Origin of the sequence: Campylobacter peloridis LMG 23910, from assembly GCF_000816785.1 — a bacterium.
GTDB lineage: Bacteria > Campylobacterota > Campylobacteria > Campylobacterales > Campylobacteraceae > Campylobacter_D > Campylobacter_D peloridis.
The window spans coordinates 779,009-794,284 of the sequence record NZ_CP007766.1 but is presented as its reverse complement, the minus strand read 5'-3'; the positions used below and the strand labels follow the sequence as shown (position 1 = coordinate 794,284).

The window sequence follows — 15,276 nt, the reverse complement described above, 5'->3', positions numbered from 1 at the left end:
TTATAAAATATTTCTTATTATTTACAAATTTTTAAGCAAAATTAACTAAAATTAGATGTTTATTTTATAAAAATACCAATTTGGAGTCTTCCTTTGAAAACAAAAAGAAATCTTATCATTGCAGCTAGTCTTTGTAGCTTACTAACTGCGTCTTTTATATTTACAAATTTACAAGCTAAAAATCCAACCCCTACTGATGCAGAAAAAAAAATAGAAGCTTTATCTAAGCTAACAAGAACCATGTCCATTATAGAACAATATTATGTTGATGATGTAAATTATACTGATTTGGTAGATAAATCTATAGCAGGATTGCTTACAAATTTAGATGCACACTCTTCTTTTTTAGATGAAAAAGGTTATAAAGAACTCAAAGAACAGACAAATGGAGAATTTGGCGGACTTGGATTTACCATCACGCAAAAAGATGGAGCAATTAGCGTAGTAGCACCAATTGAAGGAAGCCCAGCAGAAAAAGCAGGTATAAAAACCGATGATATCATACTAAGAATAAATAATGAATCAACTTTAGGTATGACTTTAAATGAAGCTGTTTCTAAAATGCGTGGAGAACCTAAAACAAAAGTTACGCTAACTATTTACAGAAAAGGTGAAAATAAACCTTTTGATGTTAATTTAAAAAGAGATATTATAAAAGTAGATAGTGTTTATACTAAACTTATAGAAGATGAAAATTTATTGTATTTAAGAGTTACTAATTTTGATAAAAATGTAGTTGATGAAGCTAGTAAAGCTATCAAAAAACATCCAAATGTTAAAGGAATTATACTAGATCTTAGAACAAATCCTGGTGGAATTTTAAATCAAGCTGTTGGATTGGTAAATCTTTTTGTAGATAAAGGTGTAATTGTTTCCCAAAAAGGCAAGATTAAAAATGAAAATGTAGAATTTAAAGCAAATCCTAATAAGAAAATTTCTAATGCTCCTTTAGTTGTTCTTGTAAATGGTGGAAGTGCAAGTGCAAGTGAAATAGTCAGCGGTGCTTTACAAGACTTTAAACGCGCTATTATAGTAGGTGAAAAAACTTTTGGTAAAGGAAGTGTTCAATTAATTTTACCTATGGATGAAAAAGGCACAGAAGGCTTAAGACTTACTATAGCAAAATATTATCTTCCAAGCGGTAGAACCATACAAGCAGTAGGAGTTACCCCTGATATAGAAGTTTTCCCAGGCAAGGTAAGCAAGGAAGAAAATCATGGCTTTGAAATCAAAGAAGCTGATTTAAAAAAACATCTACAAGCAGAGCTTGAGAAAATTGGACATAATCAAGCCAATAAAAAAGACAAAAAAGAAGATAAAAACATCATAACAAAAGAACAAATTAACAATGATATTCAATTAAAAACAGCAATTGATACCATTAAAATCTTAAACATCACTAAAAAAGGAGAGTAACATGACTACAAAATTAGATTTACTATATGAAGGAAAAGGTAAAAAAATGTTTAAAACTGATGATGAAAATTTACTCATCACAGAATTTAAAGACGATCTTACAGCTTTTAACGCAGAAAAAAAAGGTAACGAAGCAGGCAAAGGTGCTCTAAATTGTAAAATTAGTACTGAAATTTTTCATCTTTTAGAAAAAGAAGGAATTAAAACTCATTTAGTAGAAACCATTAGCGAAAAAGAACAAATTGTTAAAAAGTGCAAGATTATTCCTATTGAAGTAATCACTAGAAATGTAGCAACAGGCTCTTTAACCAAAAGATTAGGTATAAAAGAAGGAACTATTTTACCATTTTCTATAGTTGAATTTTGTTATAAAAATGATGATTTAGGCGATCCTATCATTAATGACGAGCATTGTTTAATTTTAAATCTTGTAAAAAGTGAAAAAGATTTAGAGTTAATCAAAAATACAGCTAGACATATTAATTCTATTTTAGTTAAATTTTTTGAATCAAAAGGGTTAAGACTAATTGACTTTAAACTTGAATTTGGTATAGATAGTGAGGGCAATATGATTTTAGCTGATGAAATTAGTCCTGATAGTTGTAGATTTTGGGATAAAAATACCAATGAAAAATTAGATAAAGATAGATTCAGACAAGATTTAGGCAATGTAAAAATGGCCTATGAAGAAGTTTTAAGAAGAATTTTAAGCTAGGATTTTCAATGAAAGTAACCATAAACATAACTTTAAAAAATGGGGTTTTAGACCCTCAAGGCAAAGCCATAGAAAAGGCTTTGCATTCTTTAGATTTTAATAATATCTCTGAAGTAAAAACATCAAAACAAATCACTTTCAATCTTGATGAAAAAGATAAGAGCAAAGCAAAAGAACAAGTAAAAATGATGTGTGAAGAATTGCTTGCAAATACCGTTATAGAAGATTATGAGATAATATTATGAAAGTAGCTATTATAAGATTTCCTGGAACAAATTGTGAATTTGATACTGCTTATGCTTTTGAACAACTTGGCATTAAAGCAGATATCATATGGCATGAAGAGCAAAATTTTAGCGCAGATTTGATTGTCTTACCAGGTGGATTTTCTTATGGGGATTATTTAAGATGTGCTGCTATTGCAAAACTTGCTCCTGCTATGAAAACAGTAAAAGAACATGCCAAAAAAGGAGCTTACATACTTGGAATTTGTAATGGCTTTCAAATTCTTTTAGAACTTGGGCTTTTAAAAGGTGCTATGAAACATAACAATAGCTTAAGTTTCATCTCTAAAATGCAAAAACTTCAAGTTATCTCAAATAACAATGCTTTTTTAAAAAATTTCCAAAAAAATGAAATGATAGACTTACCTATAGCACATGGTGAGGGGAATTATTTTATAGATGATGATGGCTTGAAAGAATTAGAAGATAAAGATATGATCTTGCTAAAATATATTGACAATCCAAATGGCTCAATCAAAGATATAGCAGGAATTTGTGATGAAAACAAAAGAATTTTTGGCCTTATGCCTCATCCTGAGAGGGTTTGTGATGATATATTGGGTTCAAAAATAGGATTAGAAATGTTTAAAGGATTCTTAAATTGATAAAATCCTTTAAAGTATTTTTGATTTTATTATTTAGTTTAACTTTATATGCTCAAGAAAGTAGTGTTTTTCAAGATTATGATAACTTAAAAAAAAATTATAATTCTTTAGACGAACAAGAAAAACAAATTTATAATACCATTGCACCAAGCGATGAGAGTAATTATGATGAAAAAGTTCCTGAGCAATACAATACTACCCCTCAAGGTTCTTTGGTTTTAAATACAAAAGAATATACCGAAAAGGCTTATGTTGATGAAATTTTTTCTATAGATTTAGAAGTAATTACTGATACAAAAGTTAATTTTGATTTAAACATTAGTTTTGATAAGAGTGAAGATATGCTTTGGATTAATCAAAATCCAACTTGGGAGCAAAAAGCTAACTCTTATTACACAAAACTTTGGTTTGAAGCAAAAAGTATTAATGCAACTTTAAATAAAATTATAGTTTCTTTAAGCAGAAATGATCATATTTTTCAAAGTTCTGCTTTAATTGTAAAACCAATAATTTTTGAAAAAATAAATGCCCCTTTAAGTAAATATTCACACATAGTAGCTTCTAATTTAGAAGTAAAGCAAGTTAAAGCAAGCCATTTTGATAATAATAATATGATTTTATTTATAGAGCTTCTAGGCGAAGATACTAATCTAGCCAGCTTTAATATCAAAGGCATAGAAAAACAAGGTGTTGAAGCTATAAAGGGAAATTTTGAAAAGCAAAGTGGGTTTTATTATGCCATTTTGGATAAAAGCAAAACACGCTTTGATTTTTCATATTTTGATAAATCAAAAAAAGAATTAAAAGATTTTTCATTAAAAATAGAATTAAAAGAAGATAGCATTAGCACACAAAGTGATTTAAACCCAAAAACAAATGATTTTTATTTTTATAAACAAGTGTTTTTATGGAGTTTATGCGCACTTTTTGCTTTGTGGTTTGTTTTGAAAAAAAGTTACATAGCATTTGGTTTGGCTATTTTAACTTTAATGGCAAGTTTCTTAGCACAAAATAACATTTATAAAGCTATTTTAAAAGCTGAAAGTAAAGTTCAAATTTTACCAACTTTAAATTCAACACATTTTTATTCTGGAAAATATCAACAAGAAGTAGAGGTTTTAGATTCAAGAGATGATTATAAAAAAATTTTATTTAATAATGGCAAAATAGGCTGGGTTAAAAGTGAAGATTTATCAAAGATTTAAAGCTTTAATTTTTTGGATAGAATTTATTTTTTCTATTATATTTTTATGTATAGCTTTTCTTTTAATACAATCTCAAGATAAAATTTGGAAACTAAGAAAATCGTGGGCGAAATTACAAAAATATATTATTAACTATAAAATTCAAACCCAAGGCACATTAAATTCAAAAACAAATTTGCTTTTAATTAATCACCAAAGTTTGCTAGATATAGTTGCTTTAGAAGATTTATGTCCAAAAAATATTTCATGGATAGCAAAAAAAGAATTAGGCGAGCTTCCTGTTTTTAAAACATTGATAAAAAAACCTAAAATTATATGCATAGATAGAAGCCCAAAAGGCCTAGTAAAACTCTTAAAAGAAGCCAAAGAAAGACTAAAAGAAAACAGAATTTTAGCAATTTTTCCAGAAGGGACAAGATCAAAAACACAAAAACTTTTAAAATTTAAAATTGGAGCTAAAATACTTAGTGAAAAATTAAATTTAAATGTTCAACCTGTGGTTATTGTGGATTCTGCTAAAATTTTAGACACACAACGCTTTAGTGCAAATAGCGGAATTTTAAAAATCATTTTTCTTGATCTTGTTGATACAAGCAAAGAAGACTGGCTTGAGCAAACTAGAAAAAAAATGCAAGAAATACTTGATAAAGAAAGGTTACAAGCTTGATAACTATACTAGCTATAGGCTTTGGAGGTTTTTTGGGTGCAATTACTAGGGTATTAACTAGTAATTTTTTTAATAAAATCATTCCACATGATTTTCCTTATGGAACTTTGATAGTTAACATCATAGGTTCGTTCTTAATGGGTTTATTTTTTTCTTATGCTAACTCAAAAGGCGTTAATTTACTTAGTAAAAGTATAATTAGCACTGGATTTTTAAGTGCTTTTACAACTTTTTCAACTTTTTCTTATGAAAATTTGCTATTTTTGCAAAGTGGTGATTATTTTCATTTTTTCATCAATGTAATTTCAAATATTGCCCTTTGCCTTTTGGCAGTGTGGCTTGGATTTTTAATTTTTAAATAAAGGAGATATAAAATGCAATTTCAAACAGAAGTAAATCAACTTTTACAATTAATGATACATTCTTTGTATTCTAACAAAGAAATATTTTTAAGAGAGCTTATTTCTAATGCAAGTGACGCACTTGATAAACTTAGTTATTTAAGCGTAAGTGATGATGCTTATAAAAATTTAAAATTTGAACCAAAAATTCAAATCAACTTCAATCAAGAAGCAAAAACCCTAACTATAAGCGACAACGGTATAGGGATGAATAAAGAAGATTTGATAAACAATCTTGGAACTATAGCAAAAAGTGGAACAAAAAGCTTTTTAGAAAATTTAAGTGGTGATGCTAAAAAAGACTCTCAACTTATAGGGCAATTTGGAGTTGGTTTTTATTCAGCTTTTATGGTAGCTGATAAAATAGAAGTTTTAAGCAAAAAAGCACTAGATGATAAAGCTTATCTTTGGATTTCTGATGCAAATGGTTATGAAATAGAAGAGGCAAACAAAGATGAACAAGGCACTTGCATAACCTTGCACTTAAAAGATGAAGAATTTTTAAATTCATACCGCATTGAAAGTATAGTTGAAAAATACTCAAATCATATACAATTTCCTATTTTTATGGAAAAAGAAGAGTATTTACCACTAGAAGAAGGTGAAAAAGAACCTAAAAAAGAATTAAAAAACACTCAAATTAACACAGCAAGTGCTTTATGGAGACAAAACAAAGCAAGCTTAAAAGCTGATGATTATGAAAGATTTTATGAGCAAAATTTCCATGATTCAAATAAACCTATGCTTTATATCCATACAAAAGCAGAAGGTTCTATAGAATACAATTCTTTATTTTTTATACCTGCACAAGCTCCATTTGATTTATATAGAGTAGATTACAAAAGTGGTTTAAAACTTTATGTAAAAAGAGTTTTTATAAGTGATGATGATAAAGAATTGCTCCCGACTTATTTAAGATTTGTAAGAGGTATTATAGATGTAGAAGATTTACCTTTAAATGTAAGTCGTGAAATTTTGCAAGAAAATAAAATTTTAAAAAGCGTTCAAGAAGCAAGTGTTAAAAAAATCCTAGCTGAACTTAAAAAATTTAAAGAAAAAGATAAAGAAAATTATCTTAAATTCCATGAAAATTTTGGAAAAGTTTTAAAAGAAGGTTTATATGGTTTTGGTGAAAATAAAGACGCTATAGCTAAGCTTTTATATTTTAAAAACTCAAATAAAGAAGAATTAATTGATCTTGAAGAATATAAACAAAACTTAGCCAAAGACCAAAATGAAATTTTTTATATTAGTGGCAAAAATGAAAAACTCTTAAGAAATTCACCACTTCTTGAAAGTTATAAACAAAAAAATATCAATGTTTTATTGCTTGATGAGGAAATTGATACTATAGTTATGCCTATGATGAATGAATTTGAAGGCTTAAAATTTAGTGCGATTAATCATCTAGCAAGCGAAGAAACTAGCGAAGAACAAAAGGCTGAATTTGCAAGCTTACTCATCAAAATAAAAGAAGTTTTAAAAGATGAAGTTGAAGAGGTAAAACTTAGCCAAAGACTTTCAAATAGTCCAAGCTGTATCGTTTATGATCAGAATAAACCTGATTTTGCTATGCAACAAATTCTTAAACAAATGGGGCAAGAACAACAAGTTAAACCTATACTTGAAATCAATCCTAACCATGAAATTTTAAAAGCTTTAAAAGACAATGATAATCTTACTACTGAGATGGCACATATTCTTTTAAACATGGCTAAACTTAGTGAGGGAATGGGTATAGATAATCCTAGTGAATTTAACAATGCTTTAAATAAAATCGTTTCTAAGGCTTTAGAAAAATGAAAAATATAGCTATTTCTAAAGATATTTTACATGATTTTTGCATTATAGATGTAAGAACTCCAAGTGAATGGAGAAGTGGAGTTATAAAAGAAGCAGAACTTATAGCACTTTGTGATGATAATGGCTTTATGAATGAAAATTTCATACAAGAATTTCAAACAAAAATAGATTATAAAAACAAAAATATAGCCTTTGTATGTGCTACAGGATCAAGAAGTAAGCATACTGCTATAATGATAGAAGATGCCCTAGGTATAGAATGTACCAATCTTGATGGTGGTATGGTAGCACTTTTATCACAAGGCTATGAAGCTACAAAAAAGGAAGGTTGATTATGAAAAAAATATTTTTATCTTTAGCACTTTGTGCTAGTTTTGCCTTAGCAGAAGTTAAAAATGTTAATATTAATGCTGAAATTTTAAAAAATTATCAAGTTATTGATGTAAGAAAACCTAGCGAATGGGAGCAAACTGGAATGATAAAAGAAGCTATAGGGATTAGCTTATATAATGAAAATGGCAGTTTGAACGAAAATTTTGTTGAGGAAGTTAAAAAAGTATCAAGTGAAAAACCTATTGCTATAGTTTGTAGAAGTGGTGCTAGAAGCTCACAGGCGGCTACTTTACTAGATCAAAATGGAATTGATGTTACAAACTTAAGCGGTGGAATGAACGCACTTTTGCTACAAGGCTATGAAACTACAAAGTAAGTCTAACTAGACTTACTTTTTCTTTGGTCTAAATACAGAAATTACCTCTTCGTTATTTTCTATATATGCTCCTCCTATTAAATCCACACAATATGGAATAGCAGGAAATATAGGCTCTATGCATTCTTTTATAGCTTTAGGATTGCCTGGTAAATTTATAATTAGTGATTTTCCTTTTATACCTGCACTTTGTCTTGAAAGTATAGCAGTTGGAACATATTCTAAACTTTTAGCACGCATTAATTCTCCAAACCCTGGAAGCATTTTATCGCATACTACTTCAGTTGCTTCAGGAGTTACATCACGCAAAGCAGGCCCTGTCCCCCCTGTAGTAAAAATCAAATCACATTTTACTTCATCAGCTAAATATATTAATTTATCTATAATCAAATCATACTCATCAGGAATTAATTCATAATAAAAACTTTTTTCGTTTTTTATATATGAATCTAAAATTTTTTCTATCTCAACGCCAGATTTATCCTCATAAACCCCACTACTTGCTCTATCAGAAAGCACTAAAATTCCTATTTTTATCATTTTTACTCCATTATAATTTTTTCAACATCTTGTTTTTCTATTTTTTCATTATCCAAAAGAATAATAGCCAATTTAGTAATTTTATCTTTCATAAGTTCTAAAAATTCCTTAACCTCTTGCCTTTGCTCTTGCAATAAACCTTCACTTGCCATAGCAAAAGTCTCCATAAAATTTAGCAATTCTTTAACTTTTACAAGATCACTTTGTGCATTAGTGTAACTCTCATTAAAAATAAGCTCCATAGCAACTGAACCTGCTAGAAAAACTTTTATTTTATTTAGCAATTGTGATTTGGATTTAATGGTATCTTCATACTCTTTAAATCTATCTTCAATTAAAGTAATTTTTTCAAATTTTACATCAAAATAAAAAGCACACAAAGCTTTAGCTGCTTGATATGTGGCTTGAATTTTTCTTTCGTTATTATTGAGTGAAAAAATCTTTTTCTTGCCTATTAAAACTTTATTAAGAACTGCATAAAAATCATTTTCTTCAATAACATCTGATTTTCTTCTTATTGCATTAATCGCTGCTTCATTAACCAAAGTTTCCAAAGCTGCTCCACTAAAACCCACACTTGTTTTTGCAATTTTTTCCAAATTAACACTAGATTTTTTCTCTTTCATATAATTTTGCAAAATATGCATTCTATCTTTAAAATCAGGTAATGATATAAAAATTCTTCTATCAAAGCGACCTGATCTTAGTAAAGCACTATCCATAAGATCGATTTTATTTGTAGCAGCCATCACTATAACTCCGCTATTATCTTCAAAACCATCCATTTGTGTTAAAAGTTGATTTAGCGTATTGTCTCTTTCTACATTAGAAAAATCACCCCTACTCTTACCTACTGCATCTATTTCATCTATAAAAATAATACTTGGTGCTTTTGATTTAGCTTTTAAAAAAAGCTCTCTAACTCTTTTTGCACCCATTCCCACATAAATTTCTACAAAACTAGCCCCACTTTGGTAAAAAAACGGCACTCCTGCCTCACCTGCTACAGCCTTTGCTATCAAAGTTTTACCTACCCCAGGAGGCCCTACTAGCAAAACTCCTTTTGGCATTTTCACACCAAAATCTTTATATTTTTGAGGATTTTTTAAAAAATCAACAATTTCTAAAAGCTCTACCTTAGCTTCATCTACCCCTGCTACATCTTTAAATTTAACATCACTTACCACTGCCTGTATGGTGTTATTTTGTTCATTTTTTTCTAAGATATTTTTTTCTAAAGAAAGTAAATTTTGTCTATCTTTGTTTTTTTTGTTTAAAAAAAGCAAAAAACTTACAAGAAAAGCAAGCATAATAAAAATTAAAAAAAACTCACTTAAGTTGTAATCTTTTGCATATTCTAAGGGAATTTTTTGCCATAAAGTATTCAAATCTACCACATCTTTTGAAATTAAAAAATTACCATCCTTGCTTTTTAATAATATTTCATTATTATCCAAAATTGCTTTTTGGATTAAATCGTTATTTAAAAGTTCTTCATAAGTGCTTTTGTTGATATATTCTGGTTGATTTTTGACAAAAGCAATAACCAAAAATACACAAAGAAGTAAAAACGACGCTAAAATAATTTTTTTATTCTTCATCTTCTAACCTTGCAAAATTATGCTCTTTTAAGCATTCATAGTTTTTTATATTAATCCATTGTTTTGCAATGTCTTTTTTTGTTTTAATTTTAATCTTATTAAAAAATTGATCATAACCTTCATAAAAATCATCTTTTTTACTTTCTACTAAAATTTCTAAAGCACTTTTTTGATTTTTTCTAAACTCATAATTATTTTGTGCGACTATATCTTTTAAAATATTTAATCTTTCCTTAGCTATTTCGCCATTTATACGCTCACTCATAGAGGCAGAATGCGTTCCATCACGCGGTGAGAAAATAAAAGCATGAATATGCGTAAGTTTAAATTGCTTGAAATTTTCTAAAGCTTCTTTCCATATTTCTTCGCTTTCTCCAGGGTGCGCTACAATAAAGTCTGTTCCTAAAGCAAAACCTTTTTGACTTAATTCATTAAATAAAGCTAAATCATTTTTTGTGTGCGATCTTCTACGCATTATACGCAACATTTTTTCATGTGTATGTTGCAGAGCAATATGCAAATGCCTTTCAAGCCAAGATTCATCTAAAATTTCTTTAAAGCTTGCATCAATTTGCGCGGGTTCTAAACTACCTAATCTTACTCTTTTTATCCCATTAACCTTACCAATTTCTTGTAGCAATCTTCCAAGAGTAGTTTTGTCTTTTAAACCATAGCTTCCTATATTTGTGCCTGTTAATACCACTTCACTATAACCATTTTGTGCCAAAAGCTTAATTTGTTTTATAATCTCCTCACTTGGCACACTTCTTGATTTACCCCTAACACTTGGAATAATACAATAACTACAAGCAAAATCACATCCTTCTTGAATTTTCACAAAAGCTTTAGTATGATTTTCATAATTACTTACGATTTTTGTATCAATAAAGCGTAAATTTCCAAGCTCATAAAAAGATTTATCTTGCGAGATTAGTTCATTGATTTTATTTTTATTTGAAGCTCCTAAAATTCCAAAAACTTCTTTTTTATCAAAAAAATCCTTACCCTTACTTACAGCCGCACAGCCTGTTAGTATAATTTTAACACCATTTTTTTTCATTCCATTAATATAAGCTCTAAGCCCGCTATCAGCACCATTTGTAACCGTGCAAGAATTAATCACAATCACATCTGCTTCTTGCTCATTTTGCGTGATATCATGATCAATTATATAAGTTTTTAACAATTGTGTATCATAGATATTTGTTCTACAACCAAAGGTTTTAAAAAACACTTTTTTTTTCAAATATTTTCCTTATTTTCTATAAATTCATGCTTTGCCATGTAAAGATTTTGCGATGGATAAGCTATTTTTATATCATCATGTTTATTAAACTCACTGATAATTTCTTTGCTAATATTGCTTCTTAATACCAATGCAGCATAGGAATTTGTCATATACCAAGCAGAAATTCTCATACCATAACCCTCTAAAAATGTAAAAAATCTAGGTTCTACTTTAGGGTTTTTAACACTATAATCATTTCTTAGTTTATTCATAGATTCTTTAGCTATTTTTGTGTAACCTTTGGAGGCTTTTATGATTATATCTTCTACTATCATTAAAGCTTTTTGATGATTAGAATCAAAAGTTAAAGTTATATCAAGTCCATCCCAAATAGTTTTCATGCCATGATGAGTATAGTTTGATATAAGATTTGTAAAAATAAAATTATTTGGAATAAAAACTATTCTACCACTTCTTCTATTATCAGTGTAAGTTAAAAGAGTAATATCTTCATATAAAGTTATTCTTAAAAAAGATATATCGATAACATCTCCTATGTATTGATTTCCATTTTGAAAAACTTTTATTCTATCACCAACTCTAAAACTACCACCAAAAACTATCACACACCAACCAAGCATTGACATAAACATATCTTTCATAGCAATAGCCAATCCAGCAGAAGCAAAACCAAGCACGGTAACTAAATAAGTAATATTTTCAATATAACCAAAAAGCAAAATCAAAACAATAACATTAATATTAATGAAATTTATGATTTTATTTGCTGTATAAAAACGATCATTATCGCCTATGTATTTTCTAGCTATAAATTTAAGTAAAAATGCAATAGCTACTACTATAATGATAGCCAAAACGATATTAAAAGCTCTTATACCTTGAATTTTAATTGATTGTGTTGTTTTGTCTATTTCATCTTGAATTTTTTTCTCAAATACAGAAAACGAAATTTCCCCAAAACGCAAAGATTGAGAAAAATCTCTAACCATTTGATTTGATTTTTGCAAATATTCCTCGTTATCTTTACTTGGATTTAATTTAGTTATTTCAGCAATTAATACATTTTCTTTTATAAGCTCATCTAAAGTTTGTTTAAAACTATTTAGCTGATGTATAAATTCTTCTTTATCGCGTTTTAGTTTTTTGATATGAGAATAAGCAGAAATTATCGCCAAAGGATTTGTGATTTTTTCCATTTTTTCTATTTCTTCAGGCGCTAAAATAATTCTAGAAAAGCTGTTGCTTTTATATTCACTTAATAATTCTAATCTTTCTTTTAAAATTAAAATTTGTCTTTCTATAATGCTTTTATTTCTTTCATTTGCCTTCAAATTTTCTTTTTCTAATCTTAAAATTTCCTCTTGAGTTTGTCTATAAATATTAAAATTATTATATTTTATAACCCAAGTATTATAAGATAAACTATTGTGTAAATTACTAAGCTTTTGCTCTAAATGATCACCATCTTGCCCAAAAAGCAGTGAAAATAAAAAAAATAAAATTAAAAATACCCTCATGAAAACACCCTTAATGCATTTAAAACATCTTCTTTAGTTATATCATTTTTTATACAAGCTTTTCCTAATCCACAAGGTAAAATAAAATTGATTTTATAATGATGAGTTTTTTTATCTAAAAAAAATGCCTCGTAAAATTCGTTGATATTGTAAATTTTATAAAAAGTAGGCAATTTAAATTTTTTTAGTAAATTCTCAATCCTTTCACATTCATTTTTACTTAACATTCCAAGATTATAAGCTAAAGTATTTGCCATATGCATACCAATAGCCACTGCTTCTCCGTGTAGATAAGTTTTATAATTTGTTTGATTTTCTATCACATGTGCAAAGGTATGTCCGTAATTTAAAAGCATTCTAACACCACTTTCTTTTTCATCTTGTGAGACAATGTTAGCTTTTAATTCTATACTTTTTTTAATAATATGTTCTAAATTTACATCATCTAGCTTGGCTGTTAAAAATGCATTCTCATCTAAATTTTCTAAAAAATCAAGAATATTTTCATCAAATATTACTGCCATTTTGATAAACTCAGCCATACCAGCACTTAATTCTCTTTGATTTAAGGTTTTTAAAAATTCACTTTGGCAATACACTGCACTAGGTTGATAAAAGCTTCCTATGAGATTTTTTCCAAAATTATTATTTATACCTGTTTTTCCACCCACACTTGCATCTACACAAGCTAGTAAAGTAGTAGGTATGTTAATAAATTTAATCCCTCTTTGATAAATACTTGCTACAAATCCACCCATATCAGAAACAACACCACCGCCAAAGCTTATAAGTAAGCTTTTTCTGTCTAATTTATACTCAAACATTTGGTTTAAAATTTTTTCTATAGTTTGTAAATTTTTATATTCTTCTCCGTCTTTTATCTGTATGATATATAGTTCTTTTGCATGAATTTTTTTCTTTAATGTTTCTAAATGTAATTTTGCTACCACTTCATTAGTCAAAATAACTACTTTGGTATCAAATTCTAATTTTTCCAATTCATTTATATAGACATTATAGCTTGTGTTTTTATCTAAATTCACTTTAATCTGCATTATTTTCTCACAATGATGGAATAAATAATTGATAATTTTTGTTCATTTTATAATACATCGTGTTAAGATCTGTTTTAAAAATCTTTTTTATATTATTTCCTAAAATTTTTTCATTAAATGGAACAAAATGAAGCACATTTTCTTTATAAGAAAAATTAGATATAGGATTATGCTCTTTTTCTTCTATAAGTGTAAACTTCTCATCATGAAGTTTTGCAAGACTTTCAAAATATTGATGATATTCAAAAATTTCTGCTTTATTTATTTTTAAAGCATAATAATACAAAGACAAGCTAAGTTGAATTTGTTTATTAAAATCAAGCATTATAGAAGCTATTCCTTCTACATCTTCAAAATTTGAACTAAGAACTACTGATGATTTTAAATCAGCAAAATCTCCCTTTCCTGCCTTTAAAATAGGAATTTTTAGTGTAAAAAGGAAATTTTTTTCTTTTTCAAAAAGATAATCTTCACATATAATCAAACCTATATTGGTATTTTCTATATAATTTTTAATATTTTTTATATTTGTATTTTCATAATCAAACAGCACTTCTGTGCTATTTTTATTTAAAGATTTTAGTTTATAATACATAGAATTTAAAGTAGGATTAATCACTTTAAAATAAAGTTTTTTACTATTAATTCTTATATGCAAAAGCAAGCTTGCAAAAATGAGTTTTTCTATAGAAAATTCACTCATTTTTTTCATATCAATAATACAAAGTATATTATCTCCAAACGGGGAAGGAAAACGCCCAAGACTAGTTTTAACATTTGAAAATACACTTTGTAAAACCTTAGGATCACCAATGATTAAAATGCTATCATTAGGCATCAAAATAAGCCCTGGACGAGCTAGCATAAATTCATTATTTCTATAAACCATTACTATCTTAAAACGCTTTTGACTAATAGAGCTAATGTGTCTATATGCAAAACTCGAGCCAGCAGGAATTTTTACTTCCATTATCTCACCTTGCCCAAGTCCTATGAATTGTGCCATAGAAGGCATATTATCTAAACATCCAATTAATCTAGTATTTAAAGTATCAAAAACATTTATTACTTCGCAAAAATTATCATCAATTTGTGTATTCCACAAATCCATAATAACAACATTAAGTCTAGGATGAAGTTTTCTTATATTCTTATAAGAACTAATCATATCTGCTTGTTTTTGCATATAAATAATTACTTGTTGATATTTTTCTTGAAGCATATTTTCAAGTTTAACTAAACTCGTAGGATCAAATTTAAAATAAGAAAATTGCTCGTTTTTTAGTTCTAAATCTACACTTTCATCATTATAATACACAATATCTACAGACTCTTTAAAAGCTTTGTTATTGTATAAATTTTTTATAAATTCTTTAGCAAAAAATCCATCAGCTAAAAATAAAATTTTACTCATTTAACCCTCTAAAAATATTAAAATATAATTATATCTTAATATTTTTAAAGTTACTACCTTGCATATATCAATACTTTTTATTCATATTCAAAGTA

Annotated in this window: 16 protein-coding genes; 10 read left to right on the top strand and 6 right to left on the bottom strand. The window is 27.7% G+C overall.

What is annotated here, in order from left to right:
• Window positions 1-78 precede the first annotated feature (78 nt).
• From CPEL_RS03930 to CPEL_RS03885, 10 genes are read left to right on the top strand one after another with little or no spacing between them, the layout of a single operon-like run.
• The gene (locus CPEL_RS03930; RefSeq protein ID WP_375154889.1) at window positions 79-1,416 is read left to right on the top strand and encodes a S41 family peptidase; all 1,338 of its coding nucleotides are present in this window, start codon (window positions 79-81) and stop codon (window positions 1,414-1,416) included.
• Window position 1,417: 1 nt separating this feature from the next.
• Window positions 1,418-2,131 carry a phosphoribosylaminoimidazolesuccinocarboxamide synthase gene (purC, locus tag CPEL_RS03925; RefSeq protein WP_044598696.1) on the top strand — a complete coding sequence of 238 codons (714 nt, stop codon included), beginning with the start codon at window positions 1,418-1,420 and terminating at the stop codon, window positions 2,129-2,131.
• Window positions 2,132-2,139: 8 nt separating this feature from the next.
• Entirely contained in the window at window positions 2,140-2,376 is a 237-nt protein-coding gene (gene purS, locus CPEL_RS03920; protein ID WP_044598695.1) for a phosphoribosylformylglycinamidine synthase subunit PurS, read from the top strand.
• Window positions 2,373-3,020 carry a phosphoribosylformylglycinamidine synthase subunit PurQ gene (purQ, locus tag CPEL_RS03915; RefSeq protein ID WP_044598694.1) on the top strand — a complete coding sequence of 216 codons (648 nt, stop codon included), beginning with the start codon at window positions 2,373-2,375 and terminating at the stop codon, window positions 3,018-3,020. The genes purS and purQ overlap by 4 nt, the downstream gene beginning before the upstream one ends.
• Complete coding sequence (locus CPEL_RS03910) at window positions 3,017-4,225, top strand: SH3 domain-containing protein (RefSeq protein ID WP_049984579.1); 1,209 nt, start codon at window positions 3,017-3,019, stop codon at window positions 4,223-4,225. The genes purQ and CPEL_RS03910 overlap by 4 nt, the downstream gene beginning before the upstream one ends.
• Entirely contained in the window at window positions 4,203-4,892 is a 690-nt protein-coding gene (locus CPEL_RS03905; RefSeq protein ID WP_044598693.1) for a lysophospholipid acyltransferase family protein, read from the top strand. The genes CPEL_RS03910 and CPEL_RS03905 overlap by 23 nt, the downstream gene beginning before the upstream one ends.
• Window positions 4,889-5,254 (top strand): fluoride efflux transporter CrcB, encoded by a 366-nt coding sequence (gene crcB / locus CPEL_RS03900; protein WP_044598692.1) that lies wholly within the window; start codon window positions 4,889-4,891, stop codon window positions 5,252-5,254. The genes CPEL_RS03905 and crcB overlap by 4 nt, the downstream gene beginning before the upstream one ends.
• A 12-nt stretch (window positions 5,255-5,266) precedes the next feature.
• Window positions 5,267-7,096 carry a molecular chaperone HtpG gene (htpG, locus tag CPEL_RS03895; RefSeq protein WP_044598691.1) on the top strand — a complete coding sequence of 610 codons (1,830 nt, stop codon included), beginning with the start codon at window positions 5,267-5,269 and terminating at the stop codon, window positions 7,094-7,096.
• Window positions 7,093-7,428 (top strand): rhodanese-like domain-containing protein, encoded by a 336-nt coding sequence (locus CPEL_RS03890; RefSeq protein ID WP_044598690.1) that lies wholly within the window; start codon window positions 7,093-7,095, stop codon window positions 7,426-7,428. Before htpG ends, CPEL_RS03890 begins: the two co-directional genes overlap by 4 nt.
• A 2-nt stretch (window positions 7,429-7,430) precedes the next feature.
• On the top strand, window positions 7,431-7,805 hold the full coding sequence (locus tag CPEL_RS03885; RefSeq protein ID WP_044598689.1) for a rhodanese-like domain-containing protein: 375 nt from the start codon (window positions 7,431-7,433) through the stop codon (window positions 7,803-7,805).
• Window positions 7,806-7,817: 12 nt separating this feature from the next.
• Here the strand turns inward: CPEL_RS03885 and mog are convergent, their stop codons facing one another.
• From mog to CPEL_RS03855, 6 genes are read right to left on the bottom strand one after another with little or no spacing between them, the layout of a single operon-like run.
• Window positions 7,818-8,345: a molybdopterin adenylyltransferase gene (gene mog, locus CPEL_RS03880; RefSeq protein ID WP_044598688.1), complete on the bottom strand. Its 528-nt coding sequence runs from the start codon at window positions 8,343-8,345 to the stop codon at window positions 7,818-7,820.
• Window positions 8,346-8,347: 2 nt separating this feature from the next.
• A complete protein-coding gene (locus CPEL_RS03875; protein WP_044598687.1) occupies window positions 8,348-9,946 on the bottom strand; it encodes an ATP-dependent metallopeptidase FtsH/Yme1/Tma family protein in 1,599 nt (532 codons plus the stop codon).
• Window positions 9,936-11,192, bottom strand: a complete 1,257-nt coding sequence (gene mtaB / locus CPEL_RS03870; RefSeq protein ID WP_044598686.1) for a tRNA (N(6)-L-threonylcarbamoyladenosine(37)-C(2))-methylthiotransferase MtaB — start codon at window positions 11,190-11,192, stop codon at window positions 9,936-9,938. The genes CPEL_RS03875 and mtaB overlap by 11 nt, the downstream gene beginning before the upstream one ends.
• Window positions 11,189-12,712: a mechanosensitive ion channel family protein gene (locus CPEL_RS03865; protein WP_044598685.1), complete on the bottom strand. Its 1,524-nt coding sequence runs from the start codon at window positions 12,710-12,712 to the stop codon at window positions 11,189-11,191. The genes mtaB and CPEL_RS03865 overlap by 4 nt, the downstream gene beginning before the upstream one ends.
• Entirely contained in the window at window positions 12,709-13,767 is a 1,059-nt protein-coding gene (gene aroB / locus CPEL_RS03860; RefSeq protein ID WP_044598684.1) for a 3-dehydroquinate synthase, read from the bottom strand. Before aroB ends, CPEL_RS03865 begins: the two co-directional genes overlap by 4 nt.
• Before the next feature lie 7 nt (window positions 13,768-13,774).
• Window positions 13,775-15,181, bottom strand: a complete 1,407-nt coding sequence (locus CPEL_RS03855; protein WP_044598683.1) for a TrkA C-terminal domain-containing protein — start codon at window positions 15,179-15,181, stop codon at window positions 13,775-13,777.
• Window positions 15,182-15,276 lie beyond the last annotated feature (95 nt).

Coding starts and splice junctions, on each gene's coding strand:
- purC (WP_044598696.1), top strand. CDS start 1,418: ATGACTACAAAATTAGATTTACTATATGAAGGAAAAGGTAAAAAAATG.
- purS (WP_044598695.1), top strand. CDS start 2,140: ATGAAAGTAACCATAAACATAACTTTAAAAAATGGGGTTTTAGACCCT.
- purQ (WP_044598694.1), top strand. CDS start 2,373: ATGAAAGTAGCTATTATAAGATTTCCTGGAACAAATTGTGAATTTGAT.
- htpG (WP_044598691.1), top strand. CDS start 5,267: ATGCAATTTCAAACAGAAGTAAATCAACTTTTACAATTAATGATACAT.
- CPEL_RS03890 (WP_044598690.1), top strand. CDS start 7,093: ATGAAAAATATAGCTATTTCTAAAGATATTTTACATGATTTTTGCATT.
- CPEL_RS03885 (WP_044598689.1), top strand. CDS start 7,431: ATGAAAAAAATATTTTTATCTTTAGCACTTTGTGCTAGTTTTGCCTTA.
- mog (WP_044598688.1), bottom strand. CDS start 8,345: ATGATAAAAATAGGAATTTTAGTGCTTTCTGATAGAGCAAGTAGTGGG.
- CPEL_RS03875 (WP_044598687.1), bottom strand. CDS start 9,946: ATGAAGAATAAAAAAATTATTTTAGCGTCGTTTTTACTTCTTTGTGTA.
- CPEL_RS03865 (WP_044598685.1), bottom strand. CDS start 12,712: ATGAGGGTATTTTTAATTTTATTTTTTTTATTTTCACTGCTTTTTGGG.
- aroB (WP_044598684.1), bottom strand. CDS start 13,767: ATGCAGATTAAAGTGAATTTAGATAAAAACACAAGCTATAATGTCTAT.
- CPEL_RS03855 (WP_044598683.1), bottom strand. CDS start 15,181: ATGAGTAAAATTTTATTTTTAGCTGATGGATTTTTTGCTAAAGAATTT.